Origin of the sequence: Chitinophaga sp. GbtcB8 (genome assembly GCF_019091455.1) — a bacterium.
Lineage (GTDB): Bacteria > Bacteroidota > Bacteroidia > Chitinophagales > Chitinophagaceae > Chitinophaga.
Genome location: NZ_JAGXJN010000001.1, coordinates 334,001 through 357,486 on the forward strand (window position 1 = coordinate 334,001; position 23,486 = coordinate 357,486).

Genomic DNA, 23,486 nt, shown 5'->3' on the forward strand with positions numbered 1-23,486 from the left:
CTGATGGATTATGTTACCGCAAAATTGCACCGGCAGCTAACCGGCAAAGGGCACCAACGGGATTTTTTTGTACCTTAAGCGGAGTAATCTGACTGGATCATGCCACAGCAGGAACAACATCCTGATTTCCCGGGTTTTGATGAGATAACCAATTTGCCGGAAAGTGAAACGCCTTACATTTTCTCCGTTTCCCTGCCGCAGGTGGATGGGCATTTCCGTCTCCTGAAAATGGGCGCCATAGCCCTTTCCGACGGCTGGATGCAGCTGAAGGACAAAAACCTGGAATATGCGGCCATGAAACATTTTAATGAGCTGCCCCTGGTAGAAATGAACTTTTCCCTGGAAGGCTGCATCCGCCAGAAGCTGGGATTCCTGGAGGAGGATGTGATATTCACAAAGGGGTACCACAATATTATGTACAACCGCGGGGAATGGGAGCATAATCAATTCATGAACGGCGGCATTCACAACACCTTTACCATTAATATTCATGCGGACCGTTTCCTGGAGCTGTTCTCTGACTACTCCTCCCCCATGGACCGGCTGGCGGAAAATGTGCTGAAACAGCAGCCTTTCCTGCTGCAGCAGCCAGGCCTGCCTTATACCCCGCAGATGTTATCCATTATTAATTCCCTGTGGAGCTGTACTTTAACCGGCGGTTTAAAACAGCTGTTCCTGGATTCAAAAATGATGGAGCTGTTGCTGCTGCAGTTTGAGCTTTTCACGCAAGCTGCGCCAGGGAGAAATACAGGCCCTGACAAAAACGAGCTGGAAAAGCTGCACCTGGCACGGGAAATACTGCTCCGTGATATACAGCACCCGCCCACCCTGGCCCAATTGGCGCGCCAATGCGGACTCAATGAATTTAAGCTGAAGAAAGGGTTTAAGGCAGCCTTTAACAATACGGTATTCGGGTACTTTGCCGCCATCCGCCTGGAACAGGCCAGGCAGCTCATTTTACATACCGCTAACACCATCTCTGAAATAGCCTACGAAACCGGTTTCAGCCATCCACAACACTTCCAGCGGGCCTTTAAAAAACACTTTGGCATCCCGCCCGGGCAGCTCCGTAAATAGCAGCAGACTTTTCCATTACAATAATCCGGGATAAGTACAACAGAATCCGTTAAATAGCCATTCTTTTACATTCATTTTCGTTGCACCTTTGCTTGTAATAAACAGTAAATAACGATTCACTTATACAGTGTAACAGTTGTAGGTTTAGGTACAGGCCGGAGTATTCTTATTCCGGTTTTTTTATTTTTATAAGCCCCATTCGTCGTTCATCACAGTTATAAACCGGTTCATCCCTTTTAACAAATCTTTTACTGCACACCGGGATTAACCATAAAATATTTTATTATTCTTTGTGGAAATAACTATTGTCAGCATCTCAATAAGTTTAACCGTCAATTCCCTTCATGAAAAAATATTTATTCATTGTTTTCCTCATAGTGCCCTGCCTGTGTTATGCCCAGCAACCTGCTGTGAAAGGCAGTGTATTGGATACGCTCAATCATCAGCAGTTATCCAACACTGTGATTGCTGTTTTGCAGGCAAAAGATTCTATTCTGCAAACCTTTACCCGCAGCGATGCAGGCGGTAAATTTTCCATACCTCACCTGCCAGCCGGTAAATACCTGCTGCTGGCCACTACGCCGGGATATGCGGATTATGTAGAGCCATTCACGTTAGCCGACAGCACCTCCACCACGAATGTTAATATTATACTATCGCTCAAAAGCCGGCTGCTGAAAGAGGTGCTGGTGAACCAGGCCATAGCTGCCATTAAATTAAAGGGAGATACTACGGAATATAATGCGGATAGCTTTAAAATGCAACCCAATGCAACGGTAGAAGACCTGTTGAAAAAGCTGCCGGGTATACAGGTAGATAAGAATGGGCAGATCACCGCCCAGGGCGAAAAGGTGCAGAAAGTGCTGGTTGACGGGGAAGAATTTTTTGGAGATGATCCTACCCTGGCTACCCAGAACCTGCGGGCCGATATGGTAGACAAAGTACAGGTATTTGATAAAAAAAGCGATCAGGCTGCCTTTACCGGGATAGATGACGGGCAAAAAACAAAAACGCTGAACCTGAAGCTGAAAGAGGATAAAAAGAACGGTTACTTTGGTAAAGCCAGTACCGGCGCAGGTAACGACGGTTATCACAACAACCAGCTGATGCTGAACTTCTTTAAAAAGAAACGCAAGATCTCCGGTTACGGCATTGTTTCCAACACCGGTAAAACAGGGCTTAACTGGAATGAAAGGGATAGTTACGGGCAAAGCATGGCGGAAAATTTCAGCTACGATGAAAATACGGATTCATATATGGGCGACTTTCAGTCAGACGATCTGGAGAGCTGGGACGGGCGTTATAACGGGCAGGGCTTTCCGCTGGTACAAACCGGGGGTCTGCATTTTAATGATAAGTGGAATGAGGACAAACAGTCCATTAACGGCAACTACAAGATCCTGAACCTGCATGTAGACGGGTACAGCAATACCAGCTCCCAATACCTGCTGCCGGACACCTTTTACTACACCAATTCCAGCGAACGTTTTGCCAACACCATATTACGGCAACGGGCCAACGGCATTTACGAGCTGCAGATAGATTCTACTTCCTCTATCCGCATCGCTGCAGACGGCGGCCTGGATCATAAAACCACCAAAAGCGCCCGCACCATGCAGTCCATAGCACAGGACAGCGCGCTGGTGAACCAGAATGAGCGCAACATAGCCACCACCGGGGATATACGTACAATAAACAGTAGTATATTATGGCGCAAAAAGCTCCGTAAAAAAGGCCGCACCCTTTCCCTGAACATACAGGAAAAGTATACCCAGAACAATTCCGACGGCTACCTGGATGCTGTTACGGAATTTTATAAGAACGGCAGTGTGGATTCCTCACAGGTCATAGATCAGTATAAAACCAACCGGAACGAGAATATTACGTTTGATACCAAGCTTACCTATTCGGAGCCTTTATCAAAATCCAGCTCCATTATATTGAATTACGGCATAGTCGTCAACAACAGCAGCTCCAACCGCAACTCCTTTAACCAGGATGCCAGCGGTAAGTACGGTGAGCTGGATTCTTTATACAGCAACGATTATAAGTTCAATATATTCACTCACCGCGGCGGCGCCAACTATAACCTTATTAAAAAGAAAATACGGGCCAATGCAGGCCTCAGCGCAGGCCTCACCAGCTTTGATCAGCAGGATATGCATACGGGCCTTACCCGTAACCGTGATTTTGTGAACTGGTTCCCGCAAGCCTCTTTCAGCTATATGTTCAGCACCCAGCGCAGGCTGTCCATTAACTATAACGGCAGCACCAACCAGCCCAGCATTAACCAGCTACAACCCTTACGTACAAACGAAGACCCATTGAACATCAGCATTGGTAACCCGGACCTGAAACCGCAGTTCTCCAACAACATCCGGATGTTCTTCAATGACTACAAGATCCTTACGGATCGCGGCATCTGGATCAACGGCAGCTATAACTTTACCTATAATGCCATTACCAGCAAAACCGTTATTGACGCCAGCGGCAAAAGGACCAACCAGGCCGTGAACGTGGACGGTAACCGCAATGCCAACCTGTACCTGGGTTATAACTTTAAGCTGAAAAAGCTTGATATGCGCACCGGCTTTAATGGTAACATACGCTACAGCCGTTATGTAAACTACATTAACGAAGCGCTGAACGCTACTAACAGCGGTAGCTACGAGCTGGGTACTTACCTGAATAAGTCCAAAGAAAAGAAATATGAGATAAGCATGGAAGCATCGGCTACGTATACCAACAGTAAATCATCCGTGCAGCAAGCTATAAAAACCAATTACTGGACCTTCAGCATTAATCCCAACGTAGACCTGTTCTTCCCCTGGAAGCTGCAGCTGCACACGGATTGTAATATAAACCTGCGGCAGAAGACCGCTGCTTTTGATAACAATAACAACGTAGTATTATGGAACGCCTGGATAGGTAAAAAGTTCATGAAGAATGATGCCCTGCTGATCAAAGCAGAAGTGAACGACCTGCTGAAAGAGAATATAGGTTTTAACCGGCAGGTGAACAGCAACTTTATTTCCCAGCAGAACTACGGCACCATTAGCCGTTATGTATTCTTATCCATTAACTGGAACTTTAATAAAACCGGCGCAGGCGCTAAATAAAACTGACCATCATGAAACAATTACTCCTGTATATCCTGTTAGGCTGCGCCGTAAACGCCACGGCACAAAATCCCATTTACCTTACCCAGGGCCGTATTGAGTTTGAGAAAAAAGTGAACCAGCACGCCCGCCTGGAAGCGCTGTTTAAAAATCAGAATGATGATGGCTGGAAAGACATGGAAAAAAAACGCCTGCCCCAGTTCACTACCTTTTACTTTGACCTGGTTTTTAATGGCAATACCACCTTATATGCGCCGGGCCGGGAAAACCCGGATAATATACGCCTGCGGCCGGAACCAGGCAATGATAACGTGATCTATGACCAGCTGGATAAAAAAGAAAGCACCGCCAGGAAAACCGTATTTGAACAAGTGTTCCTGGTAAAAGACAGCACCCGCAAGATCCGCTGGAAAATAACCGATGAAAAGCGCAATATTGCCGGTTTTGACTGCCGCCGCGCCAATGCGGTGATCATGGATTCCATTTACGTGGTAGCATTCTATACGGATGCGATTGTTACTCCCGGCGGCCCGGAATCCTTTACCGGCCTACCCGGCATGATACTGGGCATAGCATTGCCCTATGAGCATATAACCTGGTTTGCTACTAAAGTGCTGGCAGAAGATATTACACCCGCAAAATTAAAAGCACCTGCAAAAGGCAAAGCTGTAAATAATAAAACATTGCTGGAAACCCTTAACAGCAGTATGAAAGACTGGGGCCACTATGGTAAGATCTATACGCTGATCCTGATGTTATAAGGCAGCTGTTTATGTGCGCACCTGCCCGTTTCCATATACAAACCATTTTTCCGTTACCAGCTTTTCCAGCGCAAAGGGCCCGCGGGCATGCAGCTTCTGGGTAGAGATGCCTATCTCTGCCCCTAAGCCGAACACACCTCCATCTGTAAACCGCGTAGAGGCGTTCACGTATACTGCAGCAGCATCTACCTCATTCATAAACCGTTCACTAATGGCGGCATCCGCTGATATAATAGCTTCAGAATGTTTGGAGGAATAATGGCGGATGTGGGACAAGGCCTCATCAGCACCCTCCACCACTTTTACGGAACATTTAAAGTCCAGGAACTCCCGGCCAAAATCTTCCGGGGCAGCATGCTGTAAATAAGGGTAACCGGCTTTTTCCAGGATGGGATAGGCCGTTTCATCTGCAAAGATCTCTACATTATAGACCTGTAAGGAAGGCGCCAGCAATGGCAGGAAATCCGCTGCCACCACACGGTCTACCAGCACCGTATCCAAAGAGTTACAAACAGAAGGCCGTGTTACCTTGGCATTGGTTACAATGATAGCGGCCTGCTGCAGATCAGCCGTGCGCTCCACATAAGTATGGCATACACCGGCCCCGGTTTCAATTACCGGCACACGGGCATTGTCACGCACAAAGTTGATGAGCTGCTGGGAGCCCCGGGGAATAATAATATCTACATACTTTACAGCGGTCAGCAGCTCCATAACCAGGTTACGGTCTGCCGGCAGCAGCTGCACAGTTGCTTTGGGCAGCTCAAATTCCGCCAGTACATCCTGTATAAGCCCTACCAGGCAGGTGTTGGTATAAAAAGCATCTGTACCGCCGCGCAGCACACATACGTTGCCGGAGCGGATGCACAGCGCCGCCACATCTACTGTTACATTAGGCCTTGATTCATAGATCACACCTACTACGCCTAAAGGCGCCGTGCGTTTTTGCACCAGCAGCCCATTGTCCAGCTTTTTCTCTGAAACCAGCTGGTTAGAAGGGTCCGGCAGTTTGGCTATATCCGTAAGGCTGTCTGCTAATTGCTGGACACGTGTTTCGTTCAGTAACAGTCGGTCCTTCTTAGGGTCTGTGTCCGGCATACGTTCCAGGTCCTGCCGGTTGGCGCTTACAATTTCGTGTATATGTTCCTGTAAGTATACTCCCAGCCGTTTCAGCAGCTGCTGCTTTTGCCGGTCAGGAAAGGTTTTAATAGCACTGGTGGCTTGCTGCGCCTGTTCCAGTAAAGGCATGATAGACTCCATGAAATGATTTTTTTACAACAACACAATATCATCAGCGTGCGCAATTTCTACGTTCTGCGCTTTTTTATTACCGGCCAGCACATCGGACGATACTTTTGCACGGGCTACCGCAATTGCTTCATGCTGTTCATTTACAATTTCTATTACTTCGCCGCGGGTAAATTTCTCCAGGATGGCCTTTACGCCTACCGCCAGCAGGCTATGTCTTTGTTCCAGGGCTTTTTGCGCACCGGCATCTACCTGCAGGCGGCCGGTTACCAGGCTGCCGCTGGCCAGCCATTTTTTTCGCGCCGGCATACTGCATTCCTGCGGCACACATAAGGTACCGGTAGTACCTGCCAGCGCATTTAAAATACCATCGGTAGTATGAATACCAAAAATAACCACGCGTATGCCCATGCGGGTAGCCAGGCGGGCAAAGGTAAGCTTGGATACCATGCCGCCCAGCCCCAGGCTGGATTTGCGGGTATCTGCCAGCGCAAAAATAGCTTCATCTATGATCTCTATCTGTGGTACTACTTTGCCTTCCTTATCCAGCACACCACCCACAGAAGTGCTGAACAGCAAACCGGAAGCGCCAAAACCTACTGCTATCAGCGTGGCCAGTTCGTCGTTATCAGAGAACTTTAGCTCCAGGTCGCTCACCACATCATTTTCATTGGCTACAGGAATAATATTGTTGGCCCACAACTCCTCATAGGTTTTTTTCAGCTGCAGGAACTGGCTGCGGTTGCTGAAATGCCGCCGCTCGCACAGGCTTTGCGCAATGGCAATATTATAAGGCTGAAAATACTGCGCGTATTTATTTAACAGTAAAGGGTTGCCGATGGCTGCGGCAGCCTTGCGTTCACTAATGGTACCGCTGTATTGTGGCAGGTATTTTTTACCGGCAGCTACCGCCCCGGATGATACCAGCACCATATTATACTCCGCATGCAGGGTAGCTACCTGCCTTGTTATAGCGGCTACTATTGATTCGTCCAGCTCTCCGTTCTGATGGGTAATTGACGCCGTTCCAAACTTGATCACTAAAATAGGCTTGCTCACTGAGATTGAATTTGGCCCCCAAAATATTGAAAATATTTTGGAACCCATACCGCCATATCGGAATGCCCGCGGTTGCCCCAGGCGTAATAGGGAATAAAAGTTACTTTCAGCGGTTTGGTATCATTCACGGTTGCTTCCCGGTACAAGGTGTTTTGCCAGCCGGTATCACTGCGCAGGCGTACAATACCGGTTAAACCCATCATATTATTATGGTCTATTTGCATAGGCACGGGCTGCAGCGCAGCTTTATCCGGCATTACAATATCAAACAGGTTAGCGCCTTTGGGCAGGTTGGCCCCTTCCAGGCAATACACAATAGGGCCACGTTTTACAGCTACCTGGTTACGGGTTTCTTCTACCAGCGGGTTACTTTCCATTAAGGTTACCGGCATGGGTAATTGCAGGGAGATCACATCGCCCGCTTTCCAGCTGCGGTGCAGCGCTGCATACTGGCCGGGTGTAACGGTAACACCGGCCGGTTTACCATTTACCAGCAAAGTGGCCTGGCGGCTCCAGCCGGGTATGCGCAGGAAAACGGTGAATGCTTCCGGGCCGGCCGCCTGCACCGTTAGTTTAACATTCCCATCCCAGGGATAATTGGTAACCTGTGATAGCTGCAGGGCTGCGCCGTTCTTCAAATGCGTATGCAGCTGGTTAGCGCCATATAAATGTACCCACACACCTTTATCTGAAATACCATACGCATAATTGGCGGTTTCCGCAATAGTGCGCACCACATTGGGCGGGCAGCAGTTGGACAGGCTGATGTAGGGTATGCGCCCGCCTGCCCAGCGCAGTGTGTAAGGGTATTTGTCCGATACGCTTAATGGGTTGGCATAACAAAAACGGTCCCCATCCAGGCTAATGCCCGACAGCACACTATTATATAATGCCAGCTCCAGTACATCCGCATACCGGGCATCGCCGGTAATTTGCAGCATACGCCAGTTTCAAAGCACATTGCCAATATTGGCGCAGGTTTCATTATGGGCCGTCATATTAGGCAGCTGGTAATCGCGGCCATAGGCCTGGTGCGTTTTCTGAATTTCCAGGGGGTTGTAGGAAACACCGTAGGGCGAAACTCCATCGTACAAAGCCCCGCAGGCGCCGGTGATGTACATTTTCCGGTACACCACATCCTGCCATATTTTATTTAAACAGGTCAGCAGGGAATCGTCGCCTGTTTCCGCATACACATCCGCCACACCGGCATATAAATAATTGGCGCGTACTGCATGCCCCATGGCTTTGGTTTGCTGGCGAAAGGGCACCCGGTCCTGGTTATCATCTGTACCACCTTCCACATAACCTCTTATATTGATCAGGTTTTTAGCCAGCTGTAGATACTTGGGATCTTTTGTAGTGCGGTATAGCTCTATTACCCCCATGTAATGGGAAGGGCAGATGGCATTGCGCGCCAGCTCCGGCGATGCTTTTTTATAAAAACGGTCCAGGTAATCTGCTGCTTTAATGGCAATATCCAGCAGGGTTCTTTTTCCCGTAGCGCGGTAGTGTACACAGGCCGCCGTCATCAGGTGACCCATATTATAGGTTTCAAAATTCAGCTTGTCCTCAAATTCCTTTACACCGGCTTTAGCATGCCGTGCAGCTATCATTACAGGGGTGTGAATATAACCGTCTGCCCGCTGTGAGGCTGCAATTACGGGGATCACGCTATCCATCAGTGTTTCCAGCTGTTTATCTTTGGTAGCTGCGTATAAGCTGGCTACAGCTTCCAGCAGCTTATAAAAATCGCCATCATGAAAAGGAGGGCCTGCGTGTGAGCCGGTATCCAAACCGGCTGCTATCCTGAAATTCTCATAGGAATGGCTTATTTGCGGATCGGTATAGGTTTTCCATAAATGAGGTACCATGGCTGTTTTACAGATGGTAAAACGCTCTGCCCAAAAACCGCTGGTCCATTGTACAGCGCCCATATCTACACTGCTCAAAACAGCGAACTGGCTGTTGCCGGTATTTACAAGTGCCTGCTGTTGGGCGTTTACAAGGGCCGGCAGCGCCATCATCACCAAAAATAAAAAGCGGTTCATAAGTGGAAAGTGTTTACTGTTCAGCAAGATAATAAATATCTGCACTATACTACACTATACTACTTTTATAGACGGGTGCTGCATTTGCGGCCCCTAATTGCAGCAGAATAAATTTCGCGGAGCGCTAAAACGTTTTATCTTTAACACTACTTATTAAAAATAATATTGCCATATAAACAATGAAGAAAAGCTTATTCTATTTGCTCTGTTTAGCCCAGCTGCCGCTGTTTGCACAAACAGGCGCCAACCTGACCCGTTATGTAAAACCTATCATCGGCACACAAAAGATGGGACATACATACCCCGGCGCTACCGTGCCTTTTGGCATGGTGCAGCTTAGCCCGGAAACAGATACCCTTCCTTACGAGATGAATGGTAAGTACAACCCGGATGTATATAAGTACTGCGCCGGTTACCAGTATGACGACAAAACCATTACCGGTTTTAGTCATACACATTTCAGCGGCACCGGCCACTCTGACCTCGGCGATTTCCTGATAATGCCCACCACCGGCGCTTTACAGCTGAACCCCGGTACTGCCACCAACCCGGAAAGCGGTTACCGCTCTACCTTCTCCCATCAGTCAGAAGTAGCGGAACCCGGTTATTATAAAGTAAAGCTGGATGAATACAACATCCTGGCAGAGCTTACCGCCAGCAACCGCGTGGGCTTTCATCAATACACCTTTCCTAAAACAGACCAGGCGCATATTGTCCTGGACCTGATGGCCGGCATTTATAACTACGAGAATAAGAATGTATGGACGTTTGTACGTGTAGAGAACGATACGCTCATTACCGGCTACCGCCAAACCAATGGCTGGGGGCGCACCCGCTTCGTGTACTTTGCCATGAGCTTCTCCAAACCATTTTACCGCTACGGGCAAAAGAACTATGCGCATGATGTATACCGCGGTTTCTGGGGTAAGTTTGACCAGGCGCACAACTTCCCTGAAATGGCCGGCAAACAGGTAAGGGCTTACTTTGATTTTAAAACCACTGAAGGGGAAAAGATCAAGATCAAGTTTGCACTGTCACCGGTAAGCACAGAAGGCGCACTGCAAAACCTCCGCGCAGAAATACCCCACTGGGACTTTGATAAAGTAAAAGCAGACGCGCAGGCGCTGTGGGAAAAAGAGCTGGAGAAGATCAATATTAAGCTGGCAGCTAATGACGATATGGTGAGCTTTTACACCGCTATGTACCACGCTTTTTTAAGCCCTACCACTTTTATGGATGTAGACGGCGCTTACCGGGGCCTGGACCAGAATAATCATATGGCCAAAGGTTTTACCAACTACACCACCTTTTCCCTGTGGGATACCTACCGTGCGCTTCACCCGCTGTTTAATGTGATACAGCCCAAACGGAATGCAGACATGATACAGTCCATGCTGGCGCACTACGACCAAAGCGTGCATAAAATGCTGCCCGTATGGTCGCACTACGCCAATGAGAACTGGTGTATGACGGGCTACCACAGCGTATCTGTAATTGCAGATGCCGTAATAAAAGGCAATGCCCCCTTTGATGCCAACCATGCGCTGGAAGCCTGTGTAAATACTGCACGTTACAAGCTGTATGACGGGCTGGAATATTATATGCAAATGGGTTATGTGCCGGAAGATAAAAATTCATCGTCCGTATCAAAAACCCTGGAGTATGCATATGACGACTGGTGTATTGCGCAAATGGCTAAAAAACTAGGCCGGAACGATCTGTACGAAGAGTTCATTAAACGTTCCGCCAACTTCAAAAATGTGTATGATGCCGGCACAGGCTTTATGCGGCCTAAGATGAGCGATGGTGAGTTCCGCAAGGATTTTGACGCCTTAACCACCATTAACCAGGGCTTTATTGAAGGCAATGCGTGGAACTACAGCCTATATGTGCCGCAGTATCCAAAGGAGATGATAGCCCTGATGGGTGGTGAAAGCAAATTTATTCCCCACCTGGATTCCCTGTTCACCATGCATTTGCCGGATGCTTTTTTTGCAGAAACAGAAGATATTAGCCGCGACGGTATTATTGGCAACTATGTGCATGGCAATGAGCCCTCCCACCATGTAGCCTACCTGTATAACTGGACTAAACAGCCCTGGAAAACACAGGAACGGGTGCGCATGATCCTGAAGAAAATGTACCATGTGGGTCCGGATGGTTTAGGTGGTAACGATGACTGCGGGCAAATGAGCGCCTGGTACATCTTCACTACCCTGGGTTTTTACCCTGTATGCCCCGGCTCTGACCAGTATGCGCTGGGCAGCCCGGCCATGGAGCAGGCCACCCTGCAGCTGGAAAACGGGAAAACCTTTACTATTACAGCCAAAGATCAAAGCGATAGGAATATATATGTGCAAAAGGTGGTGCTGAACGGGCGTATGCTTACGCAGCCTTTCATTACCCATGCAGATATCATGAACGGCGGGGAGCTCACTTTTTACATGGGCGCCAAACCGGCTAAAAAGAATTACCAGTAACAGCCCACAGTTGGCTGACCACGGTCCACTGCCTTGTGTATAGGTAGTGGACCGTGGATTTTTATATACTATCCGGATCTGATAGGAATACTTTTGTCCCGGTCTTTTAGCTCCCTCCGGACCGTGCTCCCTCGACGGAGGACCGTCCCCGACAGATAAATACCTGCATAAGTTGATTAAATTTATATCCGGAATCCCCAAATGGTTCCATTGCGTATATGCAGGTACCTCCCACAGAACAGGATTTTATCTTCAACATGCAGGGCATTGGCGGCATTCAGCTGGGTAAGATGCCAAAAAACGTACGGGGGCTCATACCCCTGAAGGATTACCGGCACCGGCAGCGCTTTATGGTATTGCCGGACATTGGCCGGTTCTATGTGTATAATGGTTCCCTGAAAGCCCGCCTGCGCCATCCCCAATCCACTATTGATATCCGTTACCTGCTGGCCGGCACCAATGAGCAGGGCTTTATAAACAGCCTGTTTGTGTACCCCATGCCGCCGGGCGGCCATATAGCGGAGCGTTTAAGCCAGGTGTATGGTGAGCCGCGGATCGGTTTGGGTAACCTGGGCGGGCAGGTGGTGAACTCCAATCATTTTTGGGTAACGGAAGGTGAAACGGAGATCTCTTATGTAGGGCCTGAGCAGAGCATGCGGGAAATGGGCATTATTGTGTTCCGTTTCTTTTATGATTCGGAGGCGCTGCACCAGTTTACCCTTGCATTAAAACGTTGATAATCAGAAATACCTTATGACCACCTATCCGATATGAAACCTGTAAAAAAAGAAAAGGCCTGCTAAACAACAGGCCAATTATGGTACTTTGGGGGGGACAATACAATTGGGTTTTCACAAGAGTACAAAAACTTCAGGGGTAGGTACAATGTTGATGAAAGGTTGCAGTTGTGTTTCAATTGCAAGTTCAAATTATCAAAATGAATCCAATTAAAATGCATGAAGAGGTCCCTGAGCCAACTTTACAAGTGTTAAAATGGCTATCTTAGTAGCATAAGCAGTCCAGGAAAGGCAAGTACATGTGAACCCGCAAACCTTTAACCAGCCGTACTTAGCCGATATTTACAACTACCAGAACTAACGGGAACGAACATAGATTTACGGGCAAACTGTGGTGAAAAATCCGGTAATAAACTAACCTTAAAATGTACATATACGAAAGGGGCAACTGCGTAAATCACGGTATAATCGCCCCCGTATTTTAACGGGCTTTGCGCTGTGCTTTTACATATAAGGGGGTATACTAGGGGGAGCTGGGGCCGGAATCCCTCTGAATTTAGCGACTGTAGAATCATGGAAAAAAGACACCGATAAATAACGGTACATAGGCACCGTTATTCACGCAGTTTTACCCAGATGTTTCTTCATATTTTTTACCGGAAAAGACGGTTTTTATATTACAAAAAAATCAATACGATATGATTATGGTTACATTATGGATTTAAGTAATTTATTATCTAATGAAAATAAGTAATTTATAAATAACATTATATCAGATTTGAGATAGCTTTATAAAGTTATTTGATCATTAAACCTAAAACTTCCGATTATGTCCTCTACTAAACAAATCAATAAAGTGGGCAAATTCGTGGATGCTCGTCATGTAAATGAACTCCGTGAGAATTACCGTGCCGAAAGATGGATTGAGAATTCAAAGCATCTTGGTAAACCCGACTCATTAAGTGTTTGGTACAGCCTGGATGAATTAAAGCAGTACCTGGACACAGCTGCTGCTGCCGGAGCTGATGGCGTACGGGTTTACTTCGGAGCATATCCTTCCACATACCCCGAAAATATTTTGCATGCAGGCCGCCAAACCGTAGTGTTTGTAGCCACGCAGCAAAAATTAAGCGAGACAGGTAAAACCGAAAACAAAGACCTGTATGTTTCCACACCCAAAGGCCCTGAGGTGGTAGCATTCAACTTTGGCAGCCTGTGCCCTCCAACCTGCCCTGGTGGCGGCGGAACAACGAAAGATCTGCCCACTTTTATTGTAGCAAAAGAATCTTAAGGTTTAACAGCCTTCTTAACCTGTTTATTACTGCCAGACAATCATTTGTCTGGCAGTTTGTTATAGACCCCACGCTAATTCATCTGACTTTCCTAATTTGATGCCGTATTAATAATTGCTATGCACCCAATGAATCTACTAGATTTCATCACCGAAATTCCTGTTTATATTATTTTCATCTTTCTATGCCTGGTGCTCAGCCTGGTATCGCTGGCTAAAAAGAATCCACCTGCTTATCTTGCGCTGTTCACCTGTTACCTCCTTTTAACCCTGGTGATTGAATGTGTGGGCTGGTCATACAAAAAGGCGAACAGTAACAACCTTACCATGTATAACCTCTATGGGGTGGTGCATTTAACCTATGCTATTTACCTGTTAAGCTCCTTTTTACAGCCGGGAAGGGCCAAACAGGTTTTTACCTGGATCATGCTGTTTTACCCCGCTCTTGCCTTGCTGAACATCTATTTTATACAGGGACCACGTCATTTCGGGACTTATAGTTATATTGTAGGAGCGGTAATAGTGGTTGTCTGTTCCATCAATTATTTTTACCAGCGCATTAAATTTCCCGGCCGGGATAACCTCCTGCGGGATCCTTCCTTCTGGATTGCTACGGGGTTATTATTTTTTAATGCAATAACGGTACCCTACCTGGGGATCGTAAACTTTTTGGCCAATATACCACAGTACGCATATAAGACCTTTTCAAATATCAACGCCGTATTGAGTATTATTCTTTATTCCTTGTTTTGTATATCATCCGTATGCAGTCTGAACTTCCGGAAGTTGCCATCGTAATCATCACAACTATTATCCTGTTACTTTTCCTGGTGGGGTTTATTGTTATTATGCTGATCCTGAATCAGAAGAGCCGCCTTACCCAGGTACAGGAGCTGCGTTTGATGGAAGAAAAGTATGAGCAGGAGCTGTTAAGGACCCAGCTGGAAATACAGGAAAATATTTTTGGCAACCTTTCCCAGGAGATCCATGACAACATAGGGCAATCCCTCACCTTTGTGAGCCTTTCCCTGTTAACTGTACCGGTAGAAAACGGTAGCGAGGCGCATCTTTATATAGAAGAAAGCCGGAAAATGCTGCAAAAAGCCATTGCTGAACTGCGGGACCTTTCCAAAGGTTTACAAACAGAACGCATCATAGATATAGGCCTGGTAAAGTCTATAGAATTTGAGCTGCAAAGGCTGGAAAGAACAAATTTGTACAAAACTTCTTTTAATTTTACAGATGTTCAGAACCTGATGGACTCCCAGACAGAGACCATCCTGTTCAGGACTGTACAGGAAATGCTGAACAATATTGTAAAGCATGCCCGGGCCAGTGAACTTGAAATACACTTAACCCATGAAAACGATACTATTAACCTGGAGATAAGGGATAATGGTATAGGATTTGACCCCGGTACCCTGTTGGAAAAAGAACACTCAAAAGGCCTGGGATTGCGGAACATCCGCAAAAGAGCTGCCCTTATCGGCGGCACCTGTAACATCAATAGTATAAAAAATGGCGGAACAACCATACGCATAACCATACCCGTAAATAAACAACCTTTCCATGAGCACAACGAAGAAAGCCAAATATAGTGTAGCAATTGCCGACGACCATGTGCTGGTTCGTAAGGCGCTGGGCAGGCTTATTAACACCTTTAACGATTACTTCATGCTGTTTGAAGCCAGTGGTGGAGAAGAAGTAATTAAGATCATTAACAGCCGTGAGATACAGTTACCGGATATCCTGATACTGGACGTGAACATGCCGGGCATGAACGGATATGAAACCGCCACCTGGATCAATAACCACTTTCCGCAGATCAAAGTACTGGCGCTGTCTATGCTCAACGATGAATCCGTGATCATTAAAATGCTGAAATCAGGGGCCAAAGGTTACATCATGAAAAATGTAGAGCCAGATGATCTGAAGGATGCTTTTGACTCCATCATCAAAAAAGATTTTTATCTGCCGGATTACATTTCCGGTAAAGTGATCTCCGGCCTGCAGAAAGATGTACTGTCCGTTAGTGAAAAAATAGACCTTACACCTAAAGAAAAATACTTCCTGCAGCTGCTGTGCACAGAGCTTTCCTATAAAGAAATTGCACAGAAAATGTATGTAAGCCCCCGTACTATAGACGACTATAAAAGCAGCCTGTGTGAAAAGCTGAAAGTGAAGACCCGTGTAGGTTTGGTAATATTCGGGATTAAGTACGGCCTGATAGACATCACGAATTAAGCTGAATGTTTAACGCAAAACGCTTAACGCCGGTTATGTTCTGCGTTAAGCGTTTTGCGTTAAGCGTTTTGCGTTAAGCGTTAAGCATAACTCCTATTTACCCCATTGCTTGTACCGCAGCAGCGCTTCTACAAAATAATAGTCAGCATAGGAAAGCGGCACATCTACTTCAGATTTATGCGGGAAAGAACCTACGCTGTGCATTAATATAAAATCATTATTCTCTCCTTCTTTAGCCAGGTAGGCCGGGCTGCTTAAGCTGGTAAGCATTTTTTCTGCTGCCTTCCAGTAGCGGGTAGCATCCTTACCGGTAGTATAACGGCTTAGCTCCAGTAAAGCAGATGCTGCTACAGCGCCGGCAGATGCGTCGCGGGGCACATCCGGTATGCCGGGTGCATCGTAGTCCCAGTAAGGGATCATGTCTTCCGGCAGGTTAGGATTGTTCAATATGAAATCTGCAATATGCTTGGCCTGGTCCAGGTAAGCTTTGTCCTTGGTTTCCCGGTACATCATGGTATAACCGTATAGACCCCAGGCTTGTCCGCGTGACCATGCAGAGCTATCAGCCGCGCCCTGGTGGGTTTTCTTTTGCAGCACCGCACCTGTAGCGCCATCATAATCTATTACGTGGTAAGAGCTGTAGTCCGGCCGGAAATGATTTTTGATGGTTGTGTTTGCGTGCGTTTTAGCGATCTTCGCAAAAGAGCCGTCACCACTGGTGCGGCTGGCCCAGGTAAGCAGCTCCAGGTTCATCATGTTATCAATGATCACCGGGAAGGTGAATGCGCCATGATCCCATGATTTAATGCAGCCCACTGTTGGATTAAAACGGGTGCATAAAGACCTGGCGCTGGTAAGCAGCACTTCTTTATACGCAGGATCTTTAAATAAGCGGTAAGCATTGCCAAAGCTGCAATACATCATAAAGCCCAGGTCGTGCGTGCCTTTATTATTCTTTTCGTTTTCAATAAGAGCCAGCCGTTTTAAGGCTTCTGTTTTCAGGGACGCATCTTTTTTGTATTCATACAGGTATAATAAAGTACCGGGGTAAAACCCGCTGCACCACCAGCGTGAGTTGGAGGTCATTAAGCTGCCATCCGTGTTGGTGGAGCGGGGCAGCAGGCTATCCGGCAGGTGCTGCGCCATCAGCTTATACTGTTTCACTGCCAGGTCCAGCACCTGGTTGGCCTGCTGTACCAGCGCCGGTTTTGCTTTTTGCGTTTGCGCCTGCACAGGTGCCAGGGCGGTCAGTGCTGCCAGCAATACGGTGCCGGTGAACAGCTTAAAGGTTTGTTTGCCTGAATACATGTTCATTTCGTGGTCTTTTGTCGGTTTAGTTGCAGTGGCTATTTCTTTGCAGGTTTCTTTGCAGCTGTTTTCACTACATTTTTCCCTGCAGAAGATGCCCGCTCAATTAATCGGATGGGTATAATTTCCGGCGATTGCTTTTGCGGCGCCGTGGGTGCCTTTAATAATTCTATTAATGCCGCTGCTACCCGTTCTCCCATCATTTCCGGTGACTGGTCTACGGAAGTAATGGAAGGCGTACTGATCTCACTGCGCGGGTCATTGGAGTAACCAATGATCTTCAGGTCTTCCGGTACCCGCAGGTTAATACCCCGGCAATATTCCAGGATAGTAAGTGCGGTAGTGTCATTGGCCGCGAAAATGCCATCCGGGTAAGGCTTTTGGCCAAAGATCTGCTTACAGGCCTTCAAGGCATTCTCCCGGGTAAGCTCCTGGTAGAACATGCGCGTTTTTTTAAACGGCAGCTTGTATTGCTGCAGCGCTTTTTTATGACCGGCCACCCTTTCTATATACAGGCTGCAGCTCAGCGGGCCGGAAATATGCACAATATCCTTACAGCCTTTCTGGATCAGGTGCTCCGTAGCACTAAAGCCACCCAGGAAATCATCGCCCTTGATCACTTTTGCATTTTTTTCCAGGGGCACCCGGTCAAAAAATACCAGGGGAATATGTTGCTCTTTAAAAATATCGAAGTGCGAAAAATCGCTGGTATACAAAGTGGTGGATACCGCTAAACCATCTACCCTGGCTGAATACATCGTATTTACCAATGCCACTTCCTGCTCATAAGAATCATTTGACTGGCAAATGATCAGGTTATAACCATGCTCCTGCAATTTGTTTTGCATGATGGTGGTAATGGTGGCCGGGAAGAACATGGAAATGCGCGGTATGATTAACCCGATGGTTTTACTCTTATTATTCCGCAATCCGGCAGCCAGCGCGTTGGGGCGGTACCCCAGCTTACGCGCCATTTTCTTTACTTTATCTTTCGTACGGGCGCTGATGTTAGGATTATCATGCAATGCGCGCGACACCGTGGATACAGAGAGGTTCAGCTCTGCTGCTATGTCGACGATGGTTTTTTCTGATCGTTTACTCATGTATTGTAATTAGCTGCGTGGAATTTATGAAATAAGTGGCTAATTACCTATCTAACGCCCCATCCAGCCGCCATCTACCGTTAAAATAGTGCCATGCACATAGTCCGATGCGCCTGATGCCAGGAATACCGCAGGGCCTTTAAAATCCTCCGGCTGGCCCCAGCGCCCGGCTGGTATACGTTCCAGGATGGAGGCGCTCCGTTTTTCATCTGCCCGCAGGGCGGAGGTATTATCCGTAGCAATGTAACCCGGCGCTATGGCATTTACATTCACACCCTTACCGGCCCATTCATTGGCAAATGCTTTCACCAGCGATCCTACAGCGCCCTTGCTGGCAGCGTATCCCGGCACATTAATACCTCCCTGGAAGGTAAGCAGGGAAGCGGTAAAGATCACCTTTCCCTTACCCCTGGCCAGCATCCCCTGCCCTATCTCACGGGTAAGGATAAACTGGGCGTTTAAGTTGGTATTGATCACGGTATCCCAATACTCATCCGGGTGCTCTGCTGCCGGTTTACGCATAATAGTACCGGCGTTGTTCACCAATATATCTATAACAGGCATATCTTTTTTTACCTGCTCAATAAACGCATATAATGCTTTACGGTCTGCAAAGTCGCACTGGTAGGCTTTAAACGTACGCCCCAGGGCAGTAACCGCCTTTTCAACATCACTCCCGCTTTTTTCCAGTGAGGCAGAAACGCCTGCTATGTCAGCCCCGGCTTCTGCCAATGCCACGGCCATAGCCATGCCAATGCCTCTTTTACAACCGGTCACTAATGCCGTTTTCCCCTTTAGGTCAAATAGATCCAGCATCTTGTTAGTATGTTTTTGTGTTAATGTAATTGCGGTACTTAGCGCAGCTCAGTGATCGGACAACCATCCATATCGCCATAGTCCAGGTTTTCACCGGCCATCCCCCATATAAATGTATAATTGCTGGTACCTGCGCCGGCATGAATGCTCCAGGGGGGAGAAATAACCGCCTGCTCATTCTGCATCCAGATATGCCGGGTTTCCTGCGGCTGCCCCCAGAAGTGGCTTACCGATTGGCCCTGCGGTACTTCAAAATAAAAATATACTTCCATCCTGCGGTCGTGCGTATGCGCGGGCATGGTGTTCCATACACTGCCGGATTTCAGCTCCGTCATACCCATTTGCAGCTGGCAGGTGGGCAGCACGCTGTTCACGATCAGCTTATTAATAGTGCGGTGGTTAGCGGTTTCCAACGCGCCCAGGGTTACTATCTCCGCTTCCTTTTTGGTAATGCGGCGGGTAGGGTAATTGGTATGGGCGGGTGTGGAGTTCAGATAAAACTTGGCGGGTTTACCGGGTTCTTTACTGCTGAAGATCAGTTCCTGCTTGCCCTGGCCAATGTATAAGGCTTCTTTGAAATCGATTTCAAATGTTTCTCCGTCCACTTTCACCGTGCCGGCGCCACCTACGTTAATGATGCCCAGCTCCCGGCGCTCCAGGAAATAGGTTGCCTTCAGCTGGTCTACCGGTTCAAGCTTTATGGCTTTGCTTACCGGCATAATGCCGCCGGTAATAAAACGGTCGTAGTGGCTGTATACCAAACGTATATCATCGGCTTCAAACAGCTGTTCTATCAGGAGAGCCTCCCGGGTTTGCGCTGTGGTCCAGGTTTTTACTTCCTGCGGGCTGTTTGCATACCTTGTTTCTGCCTTAATACTCATGCTTTTGATTTTGAAATATAAGGTAAGATAGCGCGAATTCATGAATCTTGCAAACGTTTGCATAGATTCAGGCGCATGTTTGTTGGTTTATTAGTTTCTTTGCACGCTGGACGATACAATTTAAAGGTGTCAAAATCTTATTAAGGATTAACATTTTAGTATTAAAATCGAAAACACATATTCGTTACTTTAGTATTATGAACACGTATTTGCAAATACACCCTGATGATAACGTATTGGTGGCGTTACAGGATCTTCCGACAGGCACTCATATTCAATTCAATGGCACTTCACTGGAACTGATTAAGGACGTTCCTGCCAAGCATAAATTCACCCTTACCGATCTGCAACCTGATGCTCCCGTTGTGATGTACGGCGTACTGGTAGGCAAAGCCAATTCCCTCATCCGCCAGGGAGAGGTGATCACTACCAGCAACATCCGCCATGATACTACGGCGTTCCATGAAAAAGATGGCTCCATCCAATGGCAGGCGCCGGATGTAAGCAAATGGAAAACCCGCACCTTTATGGGCTACCCCCGTAAAGACGGGCAGGTGGGTACCCGCAACTACTGGCTGGTAATACCCATGGTATTTTGTGAGAACCGGAATGTGGGCGTGATTAAAACCGCATTTGAAAAAGGGCTGGGCTTTGCTCCGCCAGAGCTGTATAATGAGCAGGTAAGCGACCTGGTAGGCCTGTATAAAAGCGGCAACCTGGAAGGGATTAAGAGCTACCAGCCGGTGTCAGTAACAGAAACGGCTACACGTAGCTCAGTATTCCCGAATGTGGATGGTATTAAGTTCCTGATCCATGAAGGCGGCTGCGGCGGTACCCGGGATGATGCTGAAGCCTTGTGCGCCTTACTGGCCGGTTATATTCACCATTCCAATGTGGCAGGCGCCACCATCCTGAGCCTGGGCTGCCAGCATGCACAGGTATCCATTTTACAGACCGCGCTGAAAAAGCTGAATCCTACTGAGGATAAACCAGTGCTGGTGTTTGAGCAGCAGAAAAGCGGTTCTGAATTTAACATGCTTTCCACCGCTATTAAAGAAACTTTCCTGGCTTTGGTTGAAGCCAATAAAATAGAAAGGCAACCGGCCCCTTTATCCAAGCTGGTAATAGGTTTGGAATGCGGCGGCTCTGATGGGTTCTCCGGTATCTCCGCTAACCCTGCAGTAGGCCATACATCTGACCTGCTGGTGGCATTGGGCGGTACTTCCATCCTGTCTGAGTTTCCGGAGCTGTGCGGGGTAGAGCAGGAATTGATCAACCGCTGTAACAGTGAAACTGCTTCCGAGAAATTCATCCGCATTATGCGGGCGTATGAAAGCCAGGCAGAATCCGTAGGTTCCGGCTTTTACCAGAACCCTTCCCCCGGTAATATTAAAGATGGTTTGATCACAGATGCGATCAAGTCTGCCGGTGCTGCTAAAAAAGGCGGTACTTCCCCGGTGGTAGATGTGCTGGATTATACGGAGTATGCCACCAAGCCCGGTCTGAACCTGCTGTGCACACCAGGTAATGATGTGGAATCCACTTCCGCAGAAGTAGGCTCCGGCGCTAATGTGGTGTTATTCACTACCGGTTTAGGCACGCCTACCGGCAATCCCATTTCACCGGTTATCAAACTCTCCACCAATACCCGCCTGGCACAACGGATGCCGGATATTATTGACATTAATACCGGTCCTATTATCAGTGGCGAAAAAACCATTGCAGCCATGGGCGAAGAAATACTGGAGTTTGTAATTAAAACAGCCAGTGGGGAGGTTGTTACCAAAGCTGAGCAGCTGCACCAGGATGATTTTATTCCGTGGAAACGGGGTGTGAGCTTATAATTGACTGGATCTTACCACAAAATAAACAGGCTGTATCAAGGTAGATACAGCCTGTTTATTTTATAAGGCAGCCTGCCACCAGCCCCTTACTTCCATGTGGGCTCCCCATTTTTCATTTTCTCCAGGGTAGCGCTCAGGTCTTTATCTCCATTTGATAGCTTTACCGCTTTTTCTTCCATAGCTATTGCTTCGTTTTTCTTACCCAGCTTATACAGGATGTTGGCGTAAGTATCTATGTACATAGGTTCTTCCTTGTCTTTAAAGGATCGTTTGCTCCATTCCAGCGCCTCCGTTACGCAGGTCATATCCTGACAGTTCTCAAACACAGCCCATGCAAATTCGTTCAGCATTTCAGGCGATGTGTTGCTGCCAAATTGTTTCATATAGATCATCACATTGGTCTGAAACATAGGCCAATCTTTTTTTGCCATACTGTACCGCACTTTACCCATGGTTACTACTTCCGCTGCATATTGCGGGTATTTTTCCTGCACTTGCTTTTCAATGGATGCCCAGTCCACTGCATTCCCCCTCAGCTTTGCATAGACCTCTTCATTTGCAATAATGTCTTTTACCCTGCCGATAGCTTTACCTTCGCCCAAAACGGCATCTACCCCTTTACTTTGTTTCATAAAAATGGTAAAACCAGTGTCTTTACTACTGTGGGTAAAGTTGTCCATGAAGCGGATGTTATCAACCGTCATCAGGTTCTTTTGTGTAGCAAGATATTCCCGGGAAATTTTGGCGGCATGGGGCATATCATCGGCTTCCATTGCAGCCATGGCCATTGCTTTCAACGTTTCGGGCTTATTGTTGCCTTTATTGTATTTATCCAGCTGTGTATAATACTGGGTGGCGGGGTTCAGCGCCTTTTCAGACCGGGCAATAAACTCTGGCGCCTCTGAGCTTCCTACCGTACGGTGCACAATCTTTCCATCCGGCGAAAAGTACAGGAAGGTAGGGTAGCTCCGGATCTTATACTCTTTTTCTATCATTGCGGCATCCGCATACCAGCTTTTAACATGCTCATTGTCATCCGGGGTTTTGTCCAGCTGAACTTTTACATTAATAAAATTGCTGTTGAAGAACCGGCCCATTGCTTCCTGCGGGAATACCTGTGCAGTCATGTATTTACAGGGGCCGCACCAGGTAGTATAACAGTCCACAAAAACATATTTGTGCTCCGCTTTAGCTTTAGCCAGCACCTGCTCCCAGCTAAGCTCCTTTTCAAAATGTACCCCCTGCGCAAAAGCCAGCGCAGGCAGCAATGCCAACAGGCATAATAGTTTTTTCATGGTTAGTTTATTTAATGATGGGGTGATGGGTTTGACGATCTGACAATTAAGATAAGTTAAATATCTATACCCTCAGGTACCGCCGGTAAAATTGTCCCGGAGTGATGTTATTCCTTCAAAAAAAATCCCGGCTTTATCAGCCGGGATTTTCGTGTTCAATTATTTCCTTCAA

The 23,486-nt window shown here is 47.4% G+C and carries 18 protein-coding genes and 1 pseudogene; 10 read left to right on the plus strand and 9 right to left on the minus strand.

The features are described 5' to 3' along the window. Positions 1 to 99 precede the first annotated feature (99 nt). From KVT36_RS01415 to KVT36_RS01425, 3 genes are all read left to right on the plus strand, one after another. Positions 100 to 1,077: an AraC family transcriptional regulator gene (locus tag KVT36_RS01415; protein ID WP_217601719.1), complete on the plus strand. Its 978-nt coding sequence runs from the start codon at positions 100 to 102 to the stop codon at positions 1,075 to 1,077. A 344-nt stretch (positions 1,078 to 1,421) separates the two neighbouring features. Further along, positions 1,422 to 4,196 (plus strand): outer membrane beta-barrel family protein, encoded by a 2,775-nt coding sequence (locus KVT36_RS01420; RefSeq protein WP_217601720.1) that lies wholly within the window; start codon positions 1,422 to 1,424, stop codon positions 4,194 to 4,196. 11 nt (positions 4,197 to 4,207) lie between these two features. Continuing rightward, complete coding sequence (locus KVT36_RS01425) at positions 4,208 to 4,957, plus strand: GLPGLI family protein (protein WP_217601721.1); 750 nt, start codon at positions 4,208 to 4,210, stop codon at positions 4,955 to 4,957. Between the two features lie 9 nt (positions 4,958 to 4,966). Here KVT36_RS01425 and KVT36_RS01430 read toward each other — a convergent pair whose 3' ends face one another. The 4 genes and pseudogenes from KVT36_RS01430 to KVT36_RS01440 all read right to left on the minus strand — a co-directional run. Further along, complete coding sequence (locus tag KVT36_RS01430; RefSeq protein WP_217601722.1) at positions 4,967 to 6,217, minus strand: glutamate-5-semialdehyde dehydrogenase; 1,251 nt, start codon at positions 6,215 to 6,217, stop codon at positions 4,967 to 4,969. A 12-nt stretch (positions 6,218 to 6,229) separates the two neighbouring features. After that, the gene (proB, locus tag KVT36_RS01435; protein WP_217601723.1) at positions 6,230 to 7,264 is read right to left on the minus strand and encodes a glutamate 5-kinase; all 1,035 of its coding nucleotides are present in this window, start codon (positions 7,262 to 7,264) and stop codon (positions 6,230 to 6,232) included. Next, entirely contained in the window at positions 7,261 to 7,656 is a 396-nt protein-coding gene (locus KVT36_RS33095) for a hypothetical protein (RefSeq protein ID WP_368669993.1), read from the minus strand. Before KVT36_RS33095 ends, proB begins: the two co-directional genes overlap by 4 nt. A 9-nt stretch (positions 7,657 to 7,665) precedes the next feature. Continuing rightward, positions 7,666 to 9,315, minus strand: a pseudogene (locus KVT36_RS01440) (glycoside hydrolase family 127 protein); the annotation flags it as partial. Between the two features lie 179 nt (positions 9,316 to 9,494). On the opposite strand from KVT36_RS01440, the gene KVT36_RS01445 reads away from it, so the two are divergent. The 6 genes from KVT36_RS01445 to KVT36_RS01470 all read left to right on the plus strand — a co-directional run bounded on the left by KVT36_RS01445 (position 9,495) and on the right by KVT36_RS01470 (position 16,067). Then, positions 9,495 to 11,795 carry a GH92 family glycosyl hydrolase gene (locus KVT36_RS01445; protein ID WP_217601724.1) on the plus strand — a complete coding sequence of 767 codons (2,301 nt, stop codon included), beginning with the start codon at positions 9,495 to 9,497 and terminating at the stop codon, positions 11,793 to 11,795. A 218-nt stretch (positions 11,796 to 12,013) separates the two neighbouring features. Beyond that, a complete protein-coding gene (locus KVT36_RS01450; protein WP_217601725.1) occupies positions 12,014 to 12,532 on the plus strand; it encodes a hypothetical protein in 519 nt (172 codons plus the stop codon). A gap of 829 nt (positions 12,533 to 13,361) precedes the next feature. Continuing rightward, the gene (locus KVT36_RS01455; RefSeq protein ID WP_217601726.1) at positions 13,362 to 13,823 is read left to right on the plus strand and encodes a hypothetical protein; all 462 of its coding nucleotides are present in this window, start codon (positions 13,362 to 13,364) and stop codon (positions 13,821 to 13,823) included. A gap of 129 nt (positions 13,824 to 13,952) precedes the next feature. Beyond that, positions 13,953 to 14,621: a hypothetical protein gene (locus tag KVT36_RS01460; RefSeq protein WP_217601727.1), complete on the plus strand. Its 669-nt coding sequence runs from the start codon at positions 13,953 to 13,955 to the stop codon at positions 14,619 to 14,621. Beyond that, positions 14,588 to 15,421: a sensor histidine kinase gene (locus KVT36_RS01465; RefSeq protein ID WP_217601728.1), complete on the plus strand. Its 834-nt coding sequence runs from the start codon at positions 14,588 to 14,590 to the stop codon at positions 15,419 to 15,421. Before KVT36_RS01460 ends, KVT36_RS01465 begins: the two co-directional genes overlap by 34 nt. Next, positions 15,393 to 16,067 carry a response regulator transcription factor gene (locus tag KVT36_RS01470; RefSeq protein WP_089917547.1) on the plus strand — a complete coding sequence of 225 codons (675 nt, stop codon included), beginning with the start codon at positions 15,393 to 15,395 and terminating at the stop codon, positions 16,065 to 16,067. Before KVT36_RS01465 ends, KVT36_RS01470 begins: the two co-directional genes overlap by 29 nt. A gap of 93 nt (positions 16,068 to 16,160) precedes the next feature. Here KVT36_RS01470 and KVT36_RS01475 read toward each other — a convergent pair whose 3' ends face one another. From KVT36_RS01475 to kduI, 4 genes are read right to left on the minus strand one after another with little or no spacing between them, the layout of a single operon-like run. After that, a complete protein-coding gene (locus KVT36_RS01475) occupies positions 16,161 to 17,381 on the minus strand; it encodes a glycoside hydrolase family 88 protein (protein ID WP_254639786.1) in 1,221 nt (406 codons plus the stop codon). Positions 17,382 to 17,413: 32 nt separating this feature from the next. Beyond that, positions 17,414 to 18,478 carry a LacI family DNA-binding transcriptional regulator gene (locus KVT36_RS01480; RefSeq protein WP_217601729.1) on the minus strand — a complete coding sequence of 355 codons (1,065 nt, stop codon included), beginning with the start codon at positions 18,476 to 18,478 and terminating at the stop codon, positions 17,414 to 17,416. 51 nt (positions 18,479 to 18,529) lie between these two features. Then, positions 18,530 to 19,294 (minus strand): SDR family oxidoreductase, encoded by a 765-nt coding sequence (locus tag KVT36_RS01485; protein ID WP_217601730.1) that lies wholly within the window; start codon positions 19,292 to 19,294, stop codon positions 18,530 to 18,532. A 38-nt stretch (positions 19,295 to 19,332) separates the two neighbouring features. Beyond that, entirely contained in the window at positions 19,333 to 20,175 is an 843-nt protein-coding gene (kduI, locus tag KVT36_RS01490) for a 5-dehydro-4-deoxy-D-glucuronate isomerase (protein ID WP_217601731.1), read from the minus strand. 197 nt (positions 20,176 to 20,372) lie between these two features. Between kduI and KVT36_RS01495 the strand changes: the two genes are divergently transcribed. Further along, positions 20,373 to 22,019 (plus strand): UxaA family hydrolase, encoded by a 1,647-nt coding sequence (locus tag KVT36_RS01495; protein WP_217601732.1) that lies wholly within the window; start codon positions 20,373 to 20,375, stop codon positions 22,017 to 22,019. An 86-nt stretch (positions 22,020 to 22,105) separates the two neighbouring features. Here the strand turns inward: KVT36_RS01495 and KVT36_RS01500 are convergent, their stop codons facing one another. Then, positions 22,106 to 23,314, minus strand: a complete 1,209-nt coding sequence (locus KVT36_RS01500; RefSeq protein ID WP_217601733.1) for a thioredoxin fold domain-containing protein — start codon at positions 23,312 to 23,314, stop codon at positions 22,106 to 22,108. Positions 23,315 to 23,486 lie beyond the last annotated feature (172 nt).

Bases quoted from the DNA above. Each gene is read 5' to 3' on its own strand.
- KVT36_RS01415 (WP_217601719.1), top strand. From the start codon at position 100: ATGCCACAGCAGGAACAACATCCTGATTTCCCGGGTTTTGATGAGATA.
- KVT36_RS01420 (WP_217601720.1), top strand. From the start codon at position 1,422: ATGAAAAAATATTTATTCATTGTTTTCCTCATAGTGCCCTGCCTGTGT.
- KVT36_RS01425 (WP_217601721.1), top strand. From the start codon at position 4,208: ATGAAACAATTACTCCTGTATATCCTGTTAGGCTGCGCCGTAAACGCC.
- KVT36_RS01430 (WP_217601722.1), bottom strand. From the start codon at position 6,217: ATGGAGTCTATCATGCCTTTACTGGAACAGGCGCAGCAAGCCACCAGT.
- KVT36_RS33095 (WP_368669993.1), bottom strand. From the start codon at position 7,656: ATGCCGGTAACCTTAATGGAAAGTAACCCGCTGGTAGAAGAAACCCGT.
- KVT36_RS01445 (WP_217601724.1), top strand. From the start codon at position 9,495: ATGAAGAAAAGCTTATTCTATTTGCTCTGTTTAGCCCAGCTGCCGCTG.
- KVT36_RS01450 (WP_217601725.1), top strand. From the start codon at position 12,014: ATGCAGGTACCTCCCACAGAACAGGATTTTATCTTCAACATGCAGGGC.
- KVT36_RS01455 (WP_217601726.1), top strand. From the start codon at position 13,362: ATGTCCTCTACTAAACAAATCAATAAAGTGGGCAAATTCGTGGATGCT.
- KVT36_RS01460 (WP_217601727.1), top strand. From the start codon at position 13,953: ATGAATCTACTAGATTTCATCACCGAAATTCCTGTTTATATTATTTTC.
- KVT36_RS01465 (WP_217601728.1), top strand. From the start codon at position 14,588: ATGCAGTCTGAACTTCCGGAAGTTGCCATCGTAATCATCACAACTATT.
- KVT36_RS01470 (WP_089917547.1), top strand. From the start codon at position 15,393: ATGAGCACAACGAAGAAAGCCAAATATAGTGTAGCAATTGCCGACGAC.
- KVT36_RS01475 (WP_254639786.1), bottom strand. From the start codon at position 17,381: ATGAACATGTATTCAGGCAAACAAACCTTTAAGCTGTTCACCGGCACC.
- KVT36_RS01480 (WP_217601729.1), bottom strand. From the start codon at position 18,478: ATGAGTAAACGATCAGAAAAAACCATCGTCGACATAGCAGCAGAGCTG.
- KVT36_RS01485 (WP_217601730.1), bottom strand. From the start codon at position 19,294: ATGCTGGATCTATTTGACCTAAAGGGGAAAACGGCATTAGTGACCGGT.
- kduI (WP_217601731.1), bottom strand. From the start codon at position 20,175: ATGAGTATTAAGGCAGAAACAAGGTATGCAAACAGCCCGCAGGAAGTA.
- KVT36_RS01495 (WP_217601732.1), top strand. From the start codon at position 20,373: ATGAACACGTATTTGCAAATACACCCTGATGATAACGTATTGGTGGCG.
- KVT36_RS01500 (WP_217601733.1), bottom strand. From the start codon at position 23,314: ATGAAAAAACTATTATGCCTGTTGGCATTGCTGCCTGCGCTGGCTTTT.